This window comes from Epilithonimonas hominis (assembly GCF_003730015.1).
GTDB classification, from domain to species: Bacteria; Bacteroidota; Bacteroidia; order Flavobacteriales; family Weeksellaceae; genus Epilithonimonas; species Epilithonimonas hominis.
On sequence record NZ_RJTU01000025.1, the window covers coordinates 1 to 19,601 of the forward strand.

Sequence of the window (19,601 nt, forward strand, 5' to 3'; positions counted from 1 at the left end):
AGGTTTAGTTCAACATCGTATTGGCAAAAGAGCGGGTTAAGTGCTAAATTCAACTTTTGTACTTCTATTCCGCAAAAACCATTTTTTATTTGCTTTGAAAAATGTAAATTAGCAAACAAAAAAATGGTTTTGCTAACGTTGGTGCAAAACTGAAAGTTAGTACTTTCTTTTTCCGCTCCTTCGCCAATACGTAAACCGTTGTGCGTCACCCTAAAACCCACCGCACATTTAGCACATTTGGTTTTTGCCGACACAAAAGCCAACCCTAAAAAAACCAAAAGAGCTAAATCATCCACCGCTGAATAAGGACTTGTTGAAAACTTTATTTAAGCATTTGCTTAAATAAGAAAACTGTTTGTATCTTTGTTGCGTTATTAAATCCTAAACAGAAAAATTATGGAAAACAATCAATCGTGTATCAGAGTGTTTGCCGACAAGGTTCAAATAGACAATTGTAGAGAAATACTGCAAACCAACGACAAAGCATTCACCCAACTGAGTGGACTTTTAGCATTGGCAGGAAACGAAGTAAGGTTGAAAATCTTATTTCTCTTAGAAGAAGAGAACGAATTATGCCCTTGCGACCTTTCAGACATTCTCGGAATGAGCATCCCTGCGGTTTCGCAACACCTCAGAAAGCTAAAAGACGGAAACGTCATTGAAGGAAGAAGAGAAGGGCAAACCATTTTCTACTCTTTAAAACAAGAGCAATTGACTTTACTTCGCCCATTTTTTAAGCATATCATTAACAATTCAAAAAAGGAAACAGTATGAACAAGAAAAACAACAAACTTGTCGGAACGGGAGTTCTTTCGGCAGTAGCAGCATCACTTTGCTGCATAACACCTGTATTGGCTCTTATTTCAGGAGCTTCAGGAGTGGCATCTACCTTTTCGTGGATGGAACCAGCAAGACCTTATCTTATCGGTATCACCGTTTTGGTATTGGGCTTTGCTTGGTATCAGAAACTCAAACCACTAACAGCCGAAGAAATCCAATGTGATTGCGAAGAAGACGAAAAGAAACCTTTTATGCAGACCAAAACATTTTTGGGAATTGTAACCTTATTTGCAGCCTTGATGCTCGCTTTTCCAAATTATGCACACATTTTCTATCCTTCAAACGACAACAAGGAAGTTGTAATCGTCAATGCCACTGACATTCAAACCGTAACTTTTGATGTAAAAGGAATGACTTGCAATGGTTGTGCTTCACACGTAGAAAATGATGTGAACAAATTGCCAGGCATTGTTAAGGTAGATGCGATTTATGAAGAAGCAACTGCCAAAGTAGAATTTGACCAAACCAAAGTTAGTTTAGCTCAAATTGAAGAAGCCATCAACGGTACAGGTTACAAAGTGGTTGGCAAGAAATAGTATTTTTTTGCCTCTCATATTTAAGAACTTAATTAAATAATTACACAATGAAAAAGAATTTAATTCTATTGAGTGCTTTGTTCCTAATTGGAATTACTCAGGTCAATGCTCAATGTTGCAAACCAATTGACAGTAATGCACAATCGGAAAATGCAACCCAGCAAGAAAGTAAAACCTTGAAACTAAAAATCACGGGAATGACTTGTGCAGGTTGTTCCAACCATATTTCAAATGCCCTAAAAGAAGTGGCCGGCATAATGGAACATAAGGTAGAATATCCGGGCGATTTGGCAACCATCCAATACGACCCGAAGAAAACAAATCCTGATGCCATCATCAAGGTTATTGAAAAGACAGGCTATAAAGCTGAAATCATTAAAGAAACTCAAAAAAAGAAAGTATAATGAATAAAGAAACCGTAAAACTTGACATCACAGGTATGACCTGCGACCATTGCGCCACAGGCATTGAAAAACTGCTCACCAAGAACGAAGGCGTAAAAGAAGCCAATGTGAGCTATCCAAAAGCCACTTGTGAATGTTCTTTTGACCCTACTAAAACCAGCAAAGAAGAAATCATCAACACCATCAACAGTACAAAAAACTATCGTGTAAAAAGTGAAATCCCAGAAAATGGAATTAGTGGCAACAACCAATTCGACCTAATAATTATAGGTGGTGGTTCGGCTGCATTTTCGGCTGCAATCAAAGCCGAAAGTTTAGGTTTATCGATCTTAATGGTAAACGGTGGTTTAAACTTTGGCGGTACTTGTGTCAATGTAGGTTGCGTACCTTCCAAAAATCTAATTCGTGCAGGCGAAACGGCTTATCACGCTACCCATTCCAATTTTGATGGTATCAAACCAAAAGGCGTTGACATTGATTTCGCTCAAATCATCAAAGACAAGAAAAAATTAGTAGCCACACTTCAAGAGAAAAAGTATATGGATGTGGTGAGCGATTTTGAAAACCTGACTATGCTAAAAGGTTGGGCAAAATTCAAAGACAACAAAACCATTTTGGTTGATGGCAAGGAATACAAAGCCTTCAAATTTTTAATTGCTGCGGGAGCTACGACCAACATTCCGACTATTGAAGGATTGGACAAAATTGACTACTTGACCAATGTTTCTCTTTTCGATTTAGAAGAAAAACCTGAAAGTCTGACTATTATGGGAGCAGGTTACATCGGATTGGAAATTGCAATGGCTTATAATCGTTTGGGTGTAAAGGTTCGTATCATAGAATTTACCGACCGAGTATTGCGAACACAAACCCCTGACATCAGCGAAGCATTGGAAATTCAAATGCGAAAAGAAGGCATTGAAATATTACCCAATTTCAGAGCCGTGAAATTCGAGAAACAAGGAAATGAAACCATCATTCATTGTAAATGTCCTGACGGTTCATTTACCGAAATAGTGGAAAAAGGAAAGGTCGTAATTGCCACGGGAACAAAAGCCAATACAACCCAATTAGGATTAGAAAACATTGGATTGGATCTCACCCAAAGCGGACATATCGCTGTAAATGAAAAAATGGAAACCAATCTATCCAACATTTACGCAGCAGGAGACGTAACCAACACCCCTGCATTTGTTTACACTGCCGCATTTGAAGGCAAAATTGCTGTTGAAAATGCTTTTTCAGGAGCAGAAAACAAAGCCGATTATTCTTCTTTGCCTTGGGTGGTTTTTACTGACCCACAAATTGCAGGGGCAGGTTTGGACGAAGCACAGGCAGAAGCAAAAGGCATTCCGTTTGAAGTTTCAAAGTTGGAATTGAAAGACGTGCCGAGAGCCATAGCAGCAAACGACATAAGGGGATTTATTAAACTCATTCGCAACACCGAAACAGACAAGCTTATCGGTGCAAGAGTAGTCGCACCCGAAGGTGGAGAGCTTATCCAACAATTAAGTATGGCAATCAAATACGGAATAATGGTGAAAGACTTAGCAGACAGTTTCTACCCTTATTTGACTTTGGGAGAAGGTATAAAATTAGCAGCAATAACTTTCGGAAAAGACGTATCAAAATTAAGTTGCTGTGCCAGTTAATCCGCCCCAAAGGCACACACTCTTGCAAGTCGCACCAGCCAACGCTTGACCAAAACTTGCAAGAGAGAGTGCCTTCCCTACCCCAAAAAATCCTACCTTTGAAAATTGACTAAACCGACTAAAAATAAAGGGCGAACGCACAACATTGTGTATAAGCAATAGCGGGTGAAGTGGTAAATCGAAGGTCTTTGCCTTTAATAAACTTTGTGCTAAACTGAAAGGTTTGTACTTTTAAATCCGCTACTGCTCATACACTTGACCGTTATATGCCATTTTACCCGACCACCGCTTAAACAAAGACACAGACAGAAATTATGGAATTAAAAGAAATCCGAGAAATTGTTAAGGAAATCATTTTTGACATTGAGAAAAACAAACTCAATCTGACTTATAGAAATTATGAAACTTTCTTGGACAGAATTGGAATGAGCAAAAAACGGAATTTCAAAATTCTGACAAAATTTGACTATCAATTCAAAAAGCAAAACTTAACTCTTTGGTGCGGAAAGGAAGAAGTCAAAAAGATTTCTTGGTTTAAAAAAGGCGAAACAGTAACTTTTAGAATGGCGGAAATTTCAGAAGCAAAAAACACAATGGATAAAAAAGAGAAAAGCGTAAAATATGATTTCGCAGGAAAAATAAATATTGCAAATGCTGAAAGCGGAATTGTTCCTTATGAGCATCAAGAAAAGGCATTCTATAGCTTAAACCAAAAAATAATTAAGACCAACAAAAATCCTTTTGCAGGTTTGTTGGTTTTGCCAACAGGTGGCGGAAAAACTTTGACGGCTGGACATTGGATTGCTAAAAACTATTTGGACAAAGGCAAAAAAGTTCTTTGGTTGGCTCACCGACACGAACTTTTGGAACAAGCAAAAAGCACGTTTGCGGACAAATTGGCTTTCAATGATATTTTTGAAACGAAAACTTCTTTCAATTATCGTATCATTTCGGGCATTCACGACAAGCCAATTAACATCAGACCTTCGGACGATTTAATTATTTCAAGCAAAGACAGTCTGAATGCAGGTTTTAACCATTTATATAACAATTGGATAAAAGGAAATACCGAAGAAATATTTTTGGTTATTGACGAAGCTCATCACGCAACTGCAAAAACGTACAGAAAATTAATCCAAAATATTCAAGAAAATGTTTCACATTTTCAAATGCTTGGATTAACTGCAACGCCTTTTAGAACTGCGGAAAGTGAACAAGGATTTTTGAAAAAAGTGTTTCCAGATGACATTGTTTACAAAATAGATTTACGGACTTTAATTCGTTTAGGAATTTTATCCGAGCCACATTTTGAAGAAGTTGCAACGGGTTTAAACTTCATCAAAGATTTGTCCGAAGAACAAATTGAACAACTAAATTATTTTGACATTGACAGCATCGGAACAGGAATTGCCAAAACGATAGCTGAAAATGACGAAAGAAATTTAACGATTGTCAACAAATATTTACTCAACAAAGAAAAATACAAACAGACAATTGTTTTTGCATTAAACGTAGATAACGCAATTGCTCTAAACGCTTTGTTTAAAGAAGCTGGCGTAAAATCTGACTATGTAATTTCTACCGTAAAAGACCAAGCAACAGGCGTAACCATTTCGAGCAAAGACAACAAAAACAAAATTGCAAAATTCAGAAACGAAGAAATTGAAGTTCTGATAAACGTAAATATATTGACCGAAGGAACTGACGTTCCTAACGTTCAATCTATCTTTTTAGCAAGACCTACAATTTCGTCCATCTTGATGACGCAAATGATTGGTCGTGGTTTGCGTGGTTTGAAAGCAGGCGGAACAAAAGAAGCGTACATTGTAAGTTTCATTGACGATTGGCAAAATCGAGTTTCTTGGGTTAACCCAGAAAAATTATTTATTGAAGATAACATCAACTTTAAAGACGTTGATAGAGAAACTAAAAAACAAATTTTACGTTTGGTTGCCATCAACAAAGTTGAAGAATTTGCCATTTTAACCAATAAAATTATTGACCCTGAAAAACGTGAAGAACTTGAAAAGTTGAATTTTATTGAGCGTTTTCCTTTGGGAATTTATCAGTTCAGATTTTTGGAACAACACAACGACGAAGAACCGATAGAAAGAAATTGCGAAGTTTTGGTTTATGACAATATTTTGCAATCGTACACCGATTTTGTAAGCGCTTTACCAAGCTTTTTTGAGCAAAATAATTTGACCGAAAGAGATGTTTTGGACGAAGACGAATTGGAAGAATTTGCAGAACAAATTGAAGAAGAATTTTTCAAAGGAACTTTAAAATATCCTGCATATCATTTGCAAGACATTAAAGATATTTTACAGTATTACACCATTCAAGACGAAGCTCCTGTTTTTATCGAACTTAAAGACAGAGAAAAATACGACATCGACAAAATTGCTTCAGAAATCATAGAAAAAGACCTTGGCGAAAAATCGCAAACCGAACTTATCAATACAATTTGGGACAGCAACGAATTGGAATGGCAAACGTTTTTCAATTTTGACAAACGAGGATTTTTAAGAGAAATCAATTTAGCAAAATCAAGAATTAATCATCCTGAACTTTTTCAGAGAAAAGGTATAAAACCAACCGAAGAAAAAGAATTGAGAAGTTACGAAAAACTAAAACTTCACGAACTGCGTGAACAAGACCCAACTTATGAAAAATGGTTGCGTGACGAAGTTTTTAAGAAGTTTACAGACAAGGACGGTTTTTATTTTAGTGCTGAAAGTGGCTACAAAAGTAAGAACAAACTGGACTTTCAAGTTGACCATATCAAATCAATGCACAATGGCGGTTTAACGGTTCTTGAAAACCTACAACTATTGACACGAAGCGAAAATGCAAAAAAAGGAAATAAAGACTAACAAAAAAAACGGCATATAATAGCTAAGTTTTCGTTGCGTGCGAAGCACGAACAATGAAAACCCTATTGAACGGGAGCTTTTTGCGCATTAAAATTTCTTTTACCGGTGCTGTGAAAGGATGTACATTTGAAGGCAAAGGAAAGTTAGTGAATAATCAGATTGATGTTGATTTAAAAACCATCAATAAAGTTTTAAAAGGGACGATGACGATTTTATTTAAGTATAAAACAGCTGAAGTAATTTACTTCGAAATTTGACGATAGATTGGCATTAAATTACTTTTGTGGCGGCGGCGCAAGTTTAGCCGGAGATTATTATAAAAAATAATATTAAAAGGGGTTTATCAGTAGCTGAACGATCAATAACTTCGATTGATCGATGGAAGTCAAATAATGAAAGTGTTGTTAAACTGAAACTTCAGAAGCTTTTTAAGCATTATCCTATCCTACTAAAAGTATTTACTGAAAATATTGATAAACAAAAATCCAGTTGATCTGCTCAACTGGATTTTCTTTGTACGAATCCATCGAAATGGCATCTATTTTTTAATCACTTTTCCTGAAGAAAGAATTTCATCATTTGTGTTTTTTATCTGATAAATGTAAACGCCTTTAGAAAGCGAAGATTTGTTCAAAGAATTTGCTCCTTTCATCAAAATTGATGTTGAAACGAGTTTTCCGCTCAAATCGTAGAAGTGCACTACTCCACCATTTTCTGTTGAAATATTTAGGTTTTCATTAAAAGGATTAGGATAAACTGAAACTTTTGATTTTGAAAAATCCGAAGTGGCAAGTGTTCCGAAATTCATCACGGCAAATGGGGAGAAAGAAGAAATACCTGTGGCTGTAATGGAATTGTTTGAAACCGCTCCCGAGTTTTCCTCAGCCCAGTTACCGTTTAGATAATGCCCGACTTTTGCAGTTCCGGAATCAAATGCAGCATTTTGTTGGGATGCATTCCAACCTAAAGTTAAACTCACATTACTTCCGCCTGCAGTTGCTTCGGAGATTTCCCAGGTGGCGTTTACCGCACCATTCGTAGTGTTAGAAATCCCATCCGAAACTCTCGCTGAAAACGTGTCGGAAGTTCCTGTATTTGCGATGGAAACCGGATTGTAATTCGAGGCCGTTCCGATTGGTAAGTTTACAGTTCCTCTTGCGGAATTTAGATTTTCAACATTTACGGTACCAGTTCCGTTGGTGACGATGTAATTCGTAGAATTTCCGTTGGTGATTTGGGAGGAATTGCCTTTTAAGTTTAAATTGTTCCCGTTTAAAGTGATTTTTGAATTTAAATTTAAATTTCCTGCAAGGTTTAGACTGCCGGAAACAATATGTAGTGGCGCATTGAGCGCAAGATTTCTTGCTGATGTTGCAGATGAAATTTCAACATCCGAACCAGCAGGAACCCGAGTATCTTCAGAAGAAAGCGGCACCACCCCAGTATTCCAGTTGGCGGGAGCGTTCCACGAATTGCCAGCTGACCTGTTGAAGGTATAGTCACCCTGAAACTGGTACAGCTTCATCGCATTTCCCAGGCCTGCAAAAAAATACAGATTCCCGTTTAATTCATGAAAGCCAAAAGGATTGGAGCCGATGTTATTAGTTCCCTGCATCAGCGTGATGATAAGGTTTTTACGGTCTGAACGCCGTCGGTGCGGTGCGGTTCCGCGAAATCATTATTTCCGGACATACTGGCGGTTCCACCAGCATACCAGGCAGTACCTTTATAATCGACGAGATTTCCTGCATTATAGGCACCTGTAGAAACAATTGAGTAACCGTTTTCCTGATAATTGGTCCGGAAGATGGTTTTCTGGTTCATATTAAAACAGTAAAAATTCTCATTGGTTTTGGAAAACATGGAGCCCGAACTCGTTCCAGCATCTAAGGCGTCAGCAGGCGAAAGCTGCACGGTGCCGCCGAGCGTTCCATCGGTGCGGTAGAGCGTATGCCGTGTGTTGACGGAAGCGTTATGCAAAGTTGAAAAGAGGAGATAATCATCCGTGGACGTGAGATTAAAAGTCGTGAGGCTGTACACATTATTGGTAAGTGGCGAGGTATTGGTAAAAATTTTTGTTCCGGAAGGCGTACCGTCGGAGGACCATAACTCTACCCCATTGGTTTCATCAAAACCCATAAAATAGAGTTTGTTTTTAAACGCCGCCATGCGCATAGTAGCTACAATAAAAATATTCGGAACATCAATCAGGTCTATGCTTCCCGTAGTGCCGCTGATTTTCCACAATTTAAAATCGGAAGCAAAATAAACGTCATCATTCAGTCTTGTAAGTGCATTAGCGGATTTATCAGCAATCATTGAGGTACCAGCAGCAGTGCCGTCCGTTTTCCATATTTTTCTGCCATTACTGCCTGTATATCCGTAAAAGTACATTTCATTACCACTGAGGGAGCGGTTTGCTGCTTCATATTGGTCAGTGGTGATGGATATGCCTTCAGTAGTCGCTCCCCCTTCATCGAACCGTTTCAGCAATACAGTTCCTGCCTCTGTACCATCCGACTTCCAGAGTTCATCATACTGAACATAGGGACTCCAACTTTTATATACATAGACGTGAATATAAAAGTGATCCTTTGCTGGAATTATGGCCTTTATTGCAGCACTTAGAACACCGGAATGCCCTAAATTTTTAATCACCTTTGTTCCCGCGTTGGTTCCGTCAGTCACCGCAATGGCCACGCTTGGTGTACTTGCTACCGGAAAGTAGCGTTTGCCGTTCCATTTATTATTCTGCCAAAGGAACTGATCGGCTTCCTGAGGTACCAGGCCAGATGCAGTTATTTCTTTCACAACAGTGAGCTGGGCGCTGCCTGTAATGCCCAGCATCATTAAACTGAAAAGTAGAATTTTTTTCATGTCTGAATATTTTAAAAGGTAAAAAACCCCGGCAGACTTCAGGGTTCGCCAGGGTAAGAATAAATCAAAATTTATTTCACCGGAATACCTGTGAACGTTCCGTAAACTTTTGTAATTCCGTTTCCTGTTCCTGTAGCTTCGAATTTCCCTGATACTTTGGAGTCAGTTTTTTCAGTTATAGTGATGGTTCCACCCGTAGCGTTAAAATTTTTGGTGACGTAAACCAAAGCTGTACCTTTTATGTAATCGCCGTCGAAAGTATAGGTTCCTACCGCGGAACTTTTCATCAGATTAATTTCGAACACAGTAGCATTAGAAGCATTAAGTGCGAAAATGGAACTCCCCTGAAAATAGGCGGAAGAAGCTTTCTGTTCTGATGCACTTTGTGAGTCTTCCTTCCAAGTAAATCCTGCAGTTGAGGAAGTTGCAGTGCTTGTTGCATCATCTTCGTTTCTGTCACAGGAAATGAATAGAACCGCCAATACCATCAAGGTTCTAAAATAAAAAAATAGATTTTTCATACTATAAAATTTTAATTTGGTTAGAAGAAAACCGCACCCGGAAACTAAGTTACACAGGCACGGAATCACAGATTGTTATTGGTTCACATCCATTCTGGAAACCAAAAGTCGGTCGCCATTTGGTGTTTCGCTGAAGAAATAAATATAGTCGCCAATCTGTATGCGGTTATGCTTATCGTACAGGTAATATTTCTTTTTCTCTAAATCACCCAACGTTCTAAACTCTGAAGATTTCCCGGTAGAGAGATCAATTTTACCATATTCAATACTATAGAACGGTGAATACGTGGTGGTTGTGGTATTGGTGGTGGTTCCTGTGAAATAATTGCTCATTGAACTAAAACTGGTGTCTTTATCAATGGCTTTCACAATTTCCATAATCCAGTTAACCGATTTTCCGTCTTTGCTTTCGATTAGATATCCTACAGCCGGGAAATTATCTGCGGTCATCGGTGAATTATTGAAAAATCCTTTCTTATTTTTCTGATCGAGCTGCACGGTGTAGTTTCTTACCAAATTCCCGTCCGGAGAAAAATGCAACAAATACATTCCTTTATAAACTCTGTCATATCCTCCACTTCTACTTGTACTTATACCTGTTAATGCTCCCAAAAGTTTGTTGCCTCCTATTCCACCACCATTTGGTTTGTAATCCTGTACGCTCAGCATCATCGACCCATCTTTCAAGATTTGGAAATTATTGGTAATAAACTTCTTACCGTCAAATTCTAAAGCTTTTTTCATATCCGGACCGGCAACGGCTTTTTGGTTAAGTTCAGCCATAGGCGTCGCTTTAATGAAAGAAATATTTCCCGCAGAAACTTTTGCAATGATAAAGTCGTCATATTTTTTTTCGTCCAAGGCATTGTCCAGTGATTGCTGTGACGGAGCCATATCGTCTTTTCCGGAAACCATATTCGCCATTTTTCCGATTCCTCCGAGCATTCCCCCAGTAGATTTAGCGGCGGCTTGTTCCTCATCATCCATACTTGATGGCGACACGGTAGCTCCTAAGATCTCGTCTGCATATTTTCCTTCTTTTTTAATTCCTAAACCATACAGGATCACTTCATTTCCTTTATTATAGGCATTAAGAATACGGAAACCTGCCGATGGAGCAGAGAAATTAAACTGTTCCTTTACCGCACCTTCCGGAGAAATCCTAAGATAAGTCAGCTGGTTTGAATCTCCAGCATTGCTTTTTCCGTAAGCTTTTGTAGGCGCTAAAACCACAATCCAATCTCTCGGGAAATCGTCATTAGAAACGTCTCGGCTGTTGTCGTCCATTAATGGTTTGGAAAAAATGGGTTTCAAAGGAGTTGGCGTTGCAATAGAAGCTATTTTTTTGGATTCTCCGCTGTTTGAAATCTTTACTAAGTCGAGATTATTCAGGGAAGCACCTTTGGTAAAAGGGTACGCAAGCGCATAAATCGTACTGTCTCTTTCTACTTCGTACGCACCGCTGAAGAGATATTCTTCTCCGTTTTCACTGGTGAGTTTTTGTTTGTCGAGAAGTTTTATTTTCTTCACATAATCTCCGGCAAGCCAATTGTATTTTGCTTTGATTTCGCGTTTTTTAAAGATCATTTTGCCGGTAAGATTGGTGCTCACCGAAGCTGCGGTCGTGATATATTCGTCTCCTTTAAAATTGAAAAATTTCCACTTTTTCTTCACTTTCTCTACATCCCATTCGTCTTTTAAGGTGTTGACAAGATTGGCATCTTTGTCGAAAGTGTAGGTTTCAATCTTAACTTTTCTTTTGCTTGAAGGCAGGAAATACACCATTTCAAAACCTCCATTTCCGCTGGGTTCTACTCCACCGAGATAGCCTTTTTTTGCTTTTCTGGAGATTTCATAATCCTTTTCCAGGATATCAAAAGTGGATTGTTGTGCAAAGGTGGCAACGCCAAAAAGTATGGCCGCCGTACTGAAAATAGTTTTAGTTGTCATAGTCTGTGATTTTTTTTACGAGATAAAAGTATCTCAAAATCCAGATGACGATCTACCCTCTAAAGGGTATTTTTGAGTATATCGAAGATTAATCTGCCAATAAATTGAGGTTGGCAACCACTTGAATTAATTTAGGAAACGAATGGGTTTCTGTTTTTCGATAGATATTTTTTCGGTGGGTTTCTACAGTACTTTCGCTGATGAACAAAGCATTAGAAATCTCTTTATTGGTAAGTCCGTCGATCATTAATTTCACGATTTGTTTTTCGCGGGCGGTCAATATGATTTGCGGATAATCAATGATTTTTCGCTTAAATTGGTTCAAAGCCATTTCTGCTTCATCGCTAAGGTGAATGTATCCCAACTGTACCTCCTGCAACGCCCGAACCAGACTCTGTCTGTTGACATTTTTGGAAAGATAACCTTCAATTTTTATTTTTTCAACCAGTTCATAAACTACTTTCGGATCACAATTCATCGATAGAATAATGATCTTAAGATTGGGGAACTCTTGTTTCAGGATTTTCGCACATTCGAATCCGTTCATCGTCGGCATCATTAAATCCATCAACAATAAATCCGAATTGATCTTTCCTTCTCTCATATCCAGCAAAAAATCACAGGCATCGGTATAGGTTTTCAGAATCGCAATATTTTTCTCCAGACCGAGAAGCATTTCGATTCCATCAATTATAATCTGATGATCATCAACTATGGCAATTTTCATAGGAAAAATAATTAGACGATTGGTATTTCTATAAGAACTCGTGTACCGCGATCTGCAGCGCTGTCAATTCGCATTTTTCCTTTCAGCATTTCAATCCTTGCTTTCATATTTTGCAGGCCTATTCCATCTTTATTTTCAGTAATTTTTAAAGGATTAAAACCTTTGCCATTGTCTTTAATCTCTGTGGTAATTTTTTTATCGGACTGTATCACAGAAATATCGATTTTATCAGCTCCCGAATGTTTAACCGTATTGTTGATGCATTCTTGAATAATCCTATAAAGCGTCACCTGAATATTTTGATCGACTTCCTTCTCGAGGCCTTCAATTTGAAGGTTAACGGCGAGTTTCGGCGTAGATGTTTTCTCGATGAGGTCTCTCAATGCATTCGCCAAAGAATTTTTAATCAGCATATTCGGCATCATCTGATGCGAAAGCGTACGAACATCCGCAATCGCATCCGACAGAATATTCGATATTTTCTGAGTGATGTTTTTAAAATTTTCAGGATTGTCTTTGTATTCATTCAAGACACTCACATTCATATTAGCCGCCATTAAAAGCTGCCCCACTCCGTCGTGCAGGTGTGTTGCCATCCTTTTCCGCTCGTTGTCCTCGGCTGTAATTACCGCTTTTGTGGCCAAATCTTGCTGATGGAGAATGGCTTTTTGATGTTCCACTTTCTGGCGATGTTGACGGTTTCTGTAAAAAACAAAACCGAAAAGAAGCAAAGCGGCCAACGAAGAAATTGCAACATTTCTCTTAAATATTTTAGATTTTTGCTGAAGAATTTCGGAATCTTTCTTCAAGGTCTGGTACTTTTTTTTCGAGTTCTGTTGTATTGGAAATCACATTGGTATTCACCAATTCATTATCTAATGCGATATATTTTTCAAAATAATACTCTGCACTGTCCGGCTGCGCGGTATTATGATAAACATTTGTAAGGAGTTTGTAGGTAGAAAGCTGATTTTCTTTAGATTTTTCTTTTTCGAAAGTCGGCAAAATGTTCAAAAGCATTCGTTTAGCATCTTGGTATTTGCCTTTTACAATTAAGCTTTGCGCCACATCAATGCTGTTGCTTTCCTGATCAATTTTAGAATTGAATTCTTCCCGAACTTCTTGCGAAACCTGGAGATTTACTTGCGCCAAAGAATCTTTTTGTTGCATTATGTATAGGTTTCCCAAATTTCTATTGGCAAATGAAATCCCCTGTTTATTCCCGTTTTTATTACAAATTGCTGCACTCTTTTGATACTGTTTTTCCGCTTCGGAATAATTTTTCTGCATCTGAAATGCCTTTCCCAAGTTGAGGTAATTTTCGCAGAGTTTATTCTCTATTTCAACGCTTCTTTCCTGCGATTCAAAATAGTTGATCGCTTCTGTGATGTATTTGATTGCATTACGATTGTCTTTTAAATCCACAAACAACAGTCCGATATTCGCCTTGGTGATGTTGGAATTTCTCACATCTCCTTTTGCATCGAAATATTTCAGCGCTTCCAGGTACATTTTCATCGCTTTGTTGTACTGAAAACTGCTTTGATATACCGAAGCCAGATTATTATTGAGTTTTGCAATTCCCGCGGCGTTCTTTTGTTTTTTGCGGATTTGATAAGATTTCAGATAATTTTTTTCCGAATTTTTGAAATCATTATTTCGAAAATGAACCGCTCCTAAATCGCTATAAACCTGCGCCAACAAGACAGAATCTTGAAGTTTTTCCGTTGCCGAAATGGCCTTTTTCCCGTAACTAAGCGCAGAATCTACCGAAACACTGGCGTAATACCAAGTGAGATCGGAGTAAATGGACGCCCGTTTTTTATCGTCGGGATTTTTACTGAGTTCGGATTTTAAATTGCTGATGACTTCAGATAAGTTTTGCGCCTTCAAACCGGAAGCAAAACCAAAAGTCAAACAAAAGAACATCAAACATCTACAAATCATCGAAAAACGATTTTTCAACAAAGTAGAAGATGATTCTAGTGCAAGAAAAATAGAAGAAATAGTAGAATTTATTTTCATATTCGTGTTATTAGTTTCTATCCTCCGAATTTTTACGAGCGCGAAAGCATTAAGCAAAAACCGAAGAAGCTATAATTGTGTTTTTTAATTTTCTGCTAAAATGGTTATGCTTTAACATTTAAAAAATAGTTTGATGAGAGCTGCGTAACCACTTTTAACAGAATCAAATATACATAAAATCCGAATTGAAAAAACTCCCAGTTTTTAAAAAAATATTTTGAATTTTTAAGACTGTTTTTTTTACAGAATTAATCAAATTTTCGATCCGCTTGCTATTTTTACTTTCATCCTTTATTTAATAAACGGAACAGAATAATGATTTTTCAGACATTTAGTATATTGAAGGTTTAGACCAAAATTGTATGGCAAAATGCTAGGGTAACGTGTAATTTGAAATTTTCTGCTTCATATTCCGCAATACCAATTTCATTAGCTTTTTTTGGATAATTTACCAGAAAGAAATTGGCTTTTACTATGTGCAACCTCAATCGAAACTTTCGTTTTCGATTTTCGGTCATTTCGCAAAGTCCCAAACTATTATGCAATAGGCTAAACAACTTCTTCATCCAAACTTGAGCAAACGATTTTTGAAATAGAAATTTAATATATTTACAATGCCCAAATGTTTTTTAAAACAACACTATTATGGACATTACAAATTTTCCAGAAGATTTATTTGAAAGTAACTACACGGAGACACCAGACCTGCAAATTGCTAATTACGAGGTGTATAAAAATGCATCCAAAAACAAAATTAACCTTAACAAAAATGTCATTAGTTTTTTGTTAGACGGACAAAAGGATCTTCACTTTTCTAACGACATCGTTTCTATAAATGACACACAATCTCTGCTTATTTCATCAAGTAATTTTTTATTGACAGAGCTTGTTGGGACAAGCAGTTATCGTTGCTTGCTTTTTTTCTTTTCTCAAAAAAACATCAGCGATTTTTTATTGAAACACTCGCCTCAATTCAATCAAAATAAACCAACAATAACTGCTCCTTATTTCCTTATAGAAAAAGACAATTTCATTGTTCACTACATCAATTCTCTCCAACATAGCTTTGGTTTACACACAACAATTTCACAAAAAATACTGGAACTAAAGTTTGAAGAAATTATGCTTTACTTAGCTAATAAATATGGACAAGCTTTTTTTGCTTATCTAAATTCTTTATTAACCAGCGAGAGAGAATTATCTTTTAAAATGGTCATTGAAAAAAATCTGTACACGAGTTTGAATATTGACGAGGTCGCTTTTCTATGTAATATGAGTCTATCTACTTTTAAGCGAAAATTTATACAATTATATCAAGAGTCTCCAGGAAAATGGTTTCAACTAAAACGGCTCAACAAAGCCAAAAAATTATTGCTTAATAATGAAGCGACACCATCAGAAATCTACATGGATTTTGGTTATGATAGCTTATCAAATTTTAGCACAGCTTTTAAAAATCAATTTGGTTACAGTCCAAAAAAAATGATGAAAACTTGACCTTTTTTCATAAGTTTTTGAGCTAAATAAAAAAGCATCACAAGATTACATCAGCTACATTTGTTAAACAAAATTGGTTTAATTTAAAAATTAAAAAAAATGAAAAAATTAGGATTATTAGTTCGACTAGAAGCAAAAGCAGGAAAAGAAAAAGATGTTGAAGATTTTATTACAAGTGCATTGCCACTTGCTAATGAAGAAGCGGGTACTGTTACTTGGTATGCGTTCCGTATTGACGCTTCTACATTTGGCATTTTTGACACTTTTTCAGATGAAGAAGGCAGAGAAGCACATCTTGGTGGTAAGATTGCAAAAGCACTAATGGAAAATGCGCCTGAATTGTTGGCTACTGCACCATCTATAGAGAAAATAGACGTTTTAGCGGCTAAATAAACATACCACAATTATTATAAAATGGAAGCCTGTCACAGTTCTTTAAATGAATTTGGACAGGCTTTCTTTATTTGCAAAACAGCTTGATAATAAATTCAGATTAGACTGACGCAGAAGTTCCGCATATAACACTAATTTTAAATAAAGAATATTAACTTAAAACCTAAAAAGACTTTTAATAAATGTTCTGTTTAGATATTTATCCAAAGGATAGATTTTAAGGAAATGATTACCGATTAAAAGCACTATCAAAACGACTGCCGGTTTGTAAAATAGATTGAGAATATTGAGCTTCAAATCCGGAAGAAGAAGAGCGACGTTGATGGAAATACAGCCTAAAATCATCGCATACATCATCTCAATTCCCAAAGGAAACACTTTAAATTTAATATAATTGAAAATGATTTTGATGATATTAAACAAAGACAGAGAAATCGCATAAGCTATCGCAATTCCTAAGATTCCCAAGTCTGTATGTTTCAGGAAAAGCATATTGGTTGTGATGGTCAAAACCGCTAAAATCAGCATCACCACAATATTGAATTTATAATATCTGGAAAGGGAAATAATATGTCCGTTGAATCCCGTTGCCAAGTCAAACAACATTGCAAATCCTAGAACCCAAACAATAGGTTCCGAGGCACGCAAATCTTCTCCATTCTTCATAAAATCTGCTAAATATGGAAATCCAACAGCAATGCAACAAAACAAAACCAAACCAAGAAAAAATAAACTGAGGGACGTTTTCTTATGGAATCTATCCAACTCATTGTAATCTCCATTTGCCAAAACCTTATTAATAATCGGTGCGGATAGGTTGAACAATCCCATCTGTGGGACAACAATCAGAGAGATGATCGAATAAATATTATTGTAAATTCCGTTTTCCTCGAAACTGATAAATTCGCCTATCATATAGCTGTCGATTTTAATCGCGATATAATTTCCGATATTTCCCAAAAATCCGAACAAACTGTACGTTAAAATCTCACGATAAAAGTTGTCTTTTTTGAAATACCTTAAATCAAAATCGAACCTGACTTTTTCCAGTCTATTGGTATAAAGTCCATACCCAAAGAGAGAAATAACGAACATCATAAAGAAAAATCCGTATGCCGATTTTTCCGCAAATCCCATAAAGAAAAACAAACAAAACGCTCCAAGATTGGCTAATTTTGGGACAAAATTCTCGAATATATTAGGAACTACTACCCTTTTATAATTCGTCAAAAACTTATTGAAAACGGATGATAAAGCCAGAACCAAAGCCAAGGGTAGAATTAGATTTTTCATTTTCCAAATTTCTAGTTTTTTGAAGTCAGGAAACCAAAAAGCGATGAGAAAAAATCCGCCTACAACAATTAAAAAATTAATAATAACTGCAAGCAAAGACAAACTCAACATATTATGGTGTTTCCCGTCTGCATTCACTTTCGCAAAGAATTTGACGTTGGAAAAACTCAATCCAAAAACAATGATTGGAACAATAATTTCGGCAGTTGGCAAGATATAGCGGAGCTTCCCATAAAACTCCATATCATAAGGAAAAATAAAAATAGCCGAAAATGTTCCCAGCAAAAAGCCGAGATAGCCAATTATCGAATATTTTACACCTTGTCTTGCTACTACGCTCATAAATTCATAATTGATAGTTGATGATTGATAAATGATTTTCTTCGTTTTCCCCGATGTTAGAGGGAGCGAAGAAAATTAATTTACACCCTTTAGGGCTGGGGAAATAAATTAATTTTTCCTCGGTAAAAATATGATGTTATTGATGTAATCTTTATAATTCTTCACATTATCCGGATTTTGCTGATTGAGGAATTCTTCTGTAAGAAGTTTTGGTTGCAAAGTTTTTCTATCCAGAAAATTAACCGAATAGCCCCAATCTGCAATCTCTGAAATCAAAGTCCAAAGATTTTCTTTGTGATGAAGTTGCTCCATCTCTACCATCAAAATGGGTTTAAATTTTTCGATTGTTTTTTTGGCACCTCGCAAAGTCTGCATCTCGTTTCCTTCTACATCAATCTTGATAAAATCGAGTTTTTTCAGATTAAATTGGTTAGTCTGAGCATTTCGACCTTGCTCAATATAAACATCGTCGAAGACCAAATCGTCCAAAGGCTTAACTTCTACTTTTTGAAGGATGGTTTTTTCTTCATTTTTTTCTTTGATAGATGTTTGCAAAGTTCCTCTTGTATGAACTTTCTCTCCATTAATAACTGGAATTTTAAATTCTGCAATTGTGGAAACATCAGATAACGCGAACGAAAGTAAATTGACTTTAGGAAATAATCGTTTCAGTCTCTTGAACAATTGAAGATTGGGTTCGAAGGCATAAATATTTTCTGGTTTCAGATGATTTTCCAAAGTATAAAGATAAGCGCCTACATTAGCACCCACATCTATAAAAACTGAATTTTTTTCCAAAACTTCTTTAATCCAAAGAAATTCAGGTTCGACTTTTCTTTCTAAAAGATTTTGAGCAGAAAGACCTTTCAATTTTTTGAAAAATCTGCTTTTGTAATAAGTCGGCGAAATGTACTGGAGATTCTCTGCCAGCTTACTGTAAACACTCATTGATTTTGGTCATAAAGAAAAGAACGGCAAAGAAAAGGCATTTATTTTACAAATCATAAAATTTTGTTAAAAGAATAGACCCTAAACGCAAAAGGCGCAAAGAATTTATCAATATTATTGAGACCATTTTTAAGGTTTTCAAGGGCGCTTTCGCTCAGCAAAGAAAACTAAATACAAAACCAAAACCTGCCGCGAAATGACAGGCCTTGGGAGAGAAAAAATTAGGAATAGTTAGTTGTTTTTAAAATCTATAGCCAACAGACAATCCAGAGCGTAAACCTGCCCACGGACCATCTATCTTGACACGAACTTCTTTGGAGTCCGCATCTACGTCATATTATATTATAGGAATATCAAATCCGTTGACTTCTTCTAGTATATACTCTTGATCCTCTGGACTAAGAGGCATTCCGGACTTTGGTCTACCAACAACATTTCCGGATGAGAAACCATAATGTCCAAAGTTTCCGAACTGGTAAAAAAAGCTTTGGAGTGGGCACTTATCTGAGATAATTGACCATTATTTCCAAAACTTGTTTTAAATTTGAACTTCAAATAAATTAAAATGAATCCTCGATATATTACCTAAATTTTGTAACTTAGTATCAAATAGTTATCATGAACCTACTCAATTTCGTAGAGCAATATCCTGATGAGGCAAGTTGCAAATCAAAATGGAAAGAATTTCGGGACAAGCAAGGCGTAGAATGTCCCAAATGC

Annotated in this window: 18 protein-coding genes and 1 pseudogene; 9 read left to right on the forward strand and 10 right to left on the reverse strand. The window is 36.7% G+C overall.

Translation table 11 applies throughout. From position 1 onward, the window contains the following. The coding region (locus EGH73_RS13980) for a hypothetical protein (RefSeq protein ID WP_184808067.1) at window positions 1-296 on the reverse strand (296 nt) is incomplete at its 3' end. Between the two features lie 100 nt (window positions 297-396). Here EGH73_RS13980 and EGH73_RS03580 point away from each other — a divergent pair. The 6 genes from EGH73_RS03580 to EGH73_RS03605 all read left to right on the forward strand — a co-directional run bounded on the left by EGH73_RS03580 (window position 397) and on the right by EGH73_RS03605 (window position 6,565). Beyond that, the gene (locus EGH73_RS03580; RefSeq protein WP_058699658.1) at window positions 397-774 is read left to right on the forward strand and encodes an ArsR/SmtB family transcription factor; all 378 of its coding nucleotides are present in this window, start codon (window positions 397-399) and stop codon (window positions 772-774) included. Beyond that, complete coding sequence (gene merTP / locus EGH73_RS03585; protein WP_123280730.1) at window positions 771-1,376, forward strand: mercuric transport protein MerTP; 606 nt, start codon at window positions 771-773, stop codon at window positions 1,374-1,376. Before EGH73_RS03580 ends, merTP begins: the two co-directional genes overlap by 4 nt. 47 nt (window positions 1,377-1,423) lie before the next feature. Continuing rightward, window positions 1,424-1,780 carry a heavy-metal-associated domain-containing protein gene (locus EGH73_RS03590; RefSeq protein ID WP_070485811.1) on the forward strand — a complete coding sequence of 119 codons (357 nt, stop codon included), beginning with the start codon at window positions 1,424-1,426 and terminating at the stop codon, window positions 1,778-1,780. Then, a complete protein-coding gene (gene merA / locus EGH73_RS03595; protein ID WP_123280731.1) occupies window positions 1,780-3,432 on the forward strand; it encodes a mercury(II) reductase in 1,653 nt (550 codons plus the stop codon). The genes EGH73_RS03590 and merA overlap by 1 nt, the downstream gene beginning before the upstream one ends. Before the next feature lie 314 nt (window positions 3,433-3,746). After that, window positions 3,747-6,308, forward strand: a complete 2,562-nt coding sequence (locus EGH73_RS03600; RefSeq protein ID WP_245985402.1) for a DEAD/DEAH box helicase family protein — start codon at window positions 3,747-3,749, stop codon at window positions 6,306-6,308. A 53-nt stretch (window positions 6,309-6,361) separates the two neighbouring features. Continuing rightward, a complete protein-coding gene (locus tag EGH73_RS03605) occupies window positions 6,362-6,565 on the forward strand; it encodes a hypothetical protein (protein ID WP_123280733.1) in 204 nt (67 codons plus the stop codon). A 281-nt stretch (window positions 6,566-6,846) separates the two neighbouring features. Here the strand turns inward: EGH73_RS03605 and EGH73_RS03610 are convergent, their stop codons facing one another. The 7 genes from EGH73_RS03610 to EGH73_RS03640 form a co-directional block, all read right to left on the reverse strand. Further along, complete coding sequence (locus tag EGH73_RS03610; protein WP_089768165.1) at window positions 6,847-7,923, reverse strand: T9SS type A sorting domain-containing protein; 1,077 nt, start codon at window positions 7,921-7,923, stop codon at window positions 6,847-6,849. Beyond that, the gene (locus tag EGH73_RS03615) at window positions 7,923-9,185 is read right to left on the reverse strand and encodes a hypothetical protein (RefSeq protein ID WP_123280734.1); all 1,263 of its coding nucleotides are present in this window, start codon (window positions 9,183-9,185) and stop codon (window positions 7,923-7,925) included. The genes EGH73_RS03610 and EGH73_RS03615 overlap by 1 nt, the downstream gene beginning before the upstream one ends. Before the next feature lie 71 nt (window positions 9,186-9,256). Beyond that, window positions 9,257-9,706, reverse strand: a complete 450-nt coding sequence (locus EGH73_RS03620) for a hypothetical protein (RefSeq protein ID WP_123280735.1) — start codon at window positions 9,704-9,706, stop codon at window positions 9,257-9,259. A 75-nt stretch (window positions 9,707-9,781) separates the two neighbouring features. After that, entirely contained in the window at window positions 9,782-11,656 is a 1,875-nt protein-coding gene (locus EGH73_RS03625; protein WP_123280736.1) for a hypothetical protein, read from the reverse strand. 88 nt (window positions 11,657-11,744) lie between these two features. Next, window positions 11,745-12,383 (reverse strand): LuxR C-terminal-related transcriptional regulator, encoded by a 639-nt coding sequence (locus tag EGH73_RS03630; RefSeq protein WP_123280737.1) that lies wholly within the window; start codon window positions 12,381-12,383, stop codon window positions 11,745-11,747. An 11-nt stretch (window positions 12,384-12,394) separates the two neighbouring features. Then, window positions 12,395-13,192, reverse strand: coding sequence for a sensor histidine kinase (locus tag EGH73_RS03635; RefSeq protein ID WP_123280738.1), 798 nt, complete (start codon window positions 13,190-13,192; stop codon window positions 12,395-12,397). Further along, a complete protein-coding gene (locus EGH73_RS03640) occupies window positions 13,155-14,408 on the reverse strand; it encodes a tetratricopeptide repeat protein (protein WP_123280739.1) in 1,254 nt (417 codons plus the stop codon). Before EGH73_RS03640 ends, EGH73_RS03635 begins: the two co-directional genes overlap by 38 nt. A 726-nt stretch (window positions 14,409-15,134) precedes the next feature. On the opposite strand from EGH73_RS03640, the gene EGH73_RS03645 reads away from it, so the two are divergent. Both EGH73_RS03645 and EGH73_RS03650 read left to right on the forward strand, forming a co-directional pair. Next, window positions 15,135-15,905 (forward strand): helix-turn-helix domain-containing protein, encoded by a 771-nt coding sequence (locus tag EGH73_RS03645; RefSeq protein ID WP_394338731.1) that lies wholly within the window; start codon window positions 15,135-15,137, stop codon window positions 15,903-15,905. Between the two features lie 99 nt (window positions 15,906-16,004). Beyond that, window positions 16,005-16,298 (forward strand): putative quinol monooxygenase, encoded by a 294-nt coding sequence (locus tag EGH73_RS03650; protein WP_089768179.1) that lies wholly within the window; start codon window positions 16,005-16,007, stop codon window positions 16,296-16,298. Between the two features lie 156 nt (window positions 16,299-16,454). Here the strand turns inward: EGH73_RS03650 and EGH73_RS03655 are convergent, their stop codons facing one another. Together EGH73_RS03655 and EGH73_RS03660 are read right to left on the reverse strand one after the other, a co-directional pair. Next, entirely contained in the window at window positions 16,455-17,933 is a 1,479-nt protein-coding gene (locus EGH73_RS03655; RefSeq protein WP_123280741.1) for a lipopolysaccharide biosynthesis protein, read from the reverse strand. 108 nt (window positions 17,934-18,041) lie between these two features. Further along, window positions 18,042-18,881, reverse strand: a complete 840-nt coding sequence (locus EGH73_RS03660; protein WP_123280742.1) for an FkbM family methyltransferase — start codon at window positions 18,879-18,881, stop codon at window positions 18,042-18,044. A gap of 618 nt (window positions 18,882-19,499) precedes the next feature. Between EGH73_RS03660 and EGH73_RS03665 the strand changes: the two are divergent. Continuing rightward, window positions 19,500-19,601, forward strand: a pseudogene (locus EGH73_RS03665) (IS1595 family transposase); the annotation flags it as partial.

Coding starts and splice junctions, on each gene's coding strand:
- EGH73_RS03580 (WP_058699658.1), top strand. CDS start 397: ATGGAAAACAATCAATCGTGTATCAGAGTGTTTGCCGACAAGGTTCAA.
- merTP (WP_123280730.1), top strand. CDS start 771: ATGAACAAGAAAAACAACAAACTTGTCGGAACGGGAGTTCTTTCGGCA.
- EGH73_RS03590 (WP_070485811.1), top strand. CDS start 1,424: ATGAAAAAGAATTTAATTCTATTGAGTGCTTTGTTCCTAATTGGAATT.
- merA (WP_123280731.1), top strand. CDS start 1,780: ATGAATAAAGAAACCGTAAAACTTGACATCACAGGTATGACCTGCGAC.
- EGH73_RS03600 (WP_245985402.1), top strand. CDS start 3,747: ATGGAATTAAAAGAAATCCGAGAAATTGTTAAGGAAATCATTTTTGAC.
- EGH73_RS03605 (WP_123280733.1), top strand. CDS start 6,362: ATGAAAACCCTATTGAACGGGAGCTTTTTGCGCATTAAAATTTCTTTT.
- EGH73_RS03610 (WP_089768165.1), bottom strand. CDS start 7,923: ATGCAGGGAACTAATAACATCGGCTCCAATCCTTTTGGCTTTCATGAA.
- EGH73_RS03615 (WP_123280734.1), bottom strand. CDS start 9,185: ATGAAAAAAATTCTACTTTTCAGTTTAATGATGCTGGGCATTACAGGC.
- EGH73_RS03620 (WP_123280735.1), bottom strand. CDS start 9,706: ATGAAAAATCTATTTTTTTATTTTAGAACCTTGATGGTATTGGCGGTT.
- EGH73_RS03625 (WP_123280736.1), bottom strand. CDS start 11,656: ATGACAACTAAAACTATTTTCAGTACGGCGGCCATACTTTTTGGCGTT.
- EGH73_RS03630 (WP_123280737.1), bottom strand. CDS start 12,383: ATGAAAATTGCCATAGTTGATGATCATCAGATTATAATTGATGGAATC.
- EGH73_RS03640 (WP_123280739.1), bottom strand. CDS start 14,408: ATGAAAATAAATTCTACTATTTCTTCTATTTTTCTTGCACTAGAATCA.
- EGH73_RS03650 (WP_089768179.1), top strand. CDS start 16,005: ATGAAAAAATTAGGATTATTAGTTCGACTAGAAGCAAAAGCAGGAAAA.
- EGH73_RS03655 (WP_123280741.1), bottom strand. CDS start 17,933: ATGAGCGTAGTAGCAAGACAAGGTGTAAAATATTCGATAATTGGCTAT.
- EGH73_RS03660 (WP_123280742.1), bottom strand. CDS start 18,881: ATGAGTGTTTACAGTAAGCTGGCAGAGAATCTCCAGTACATTTCGCCG.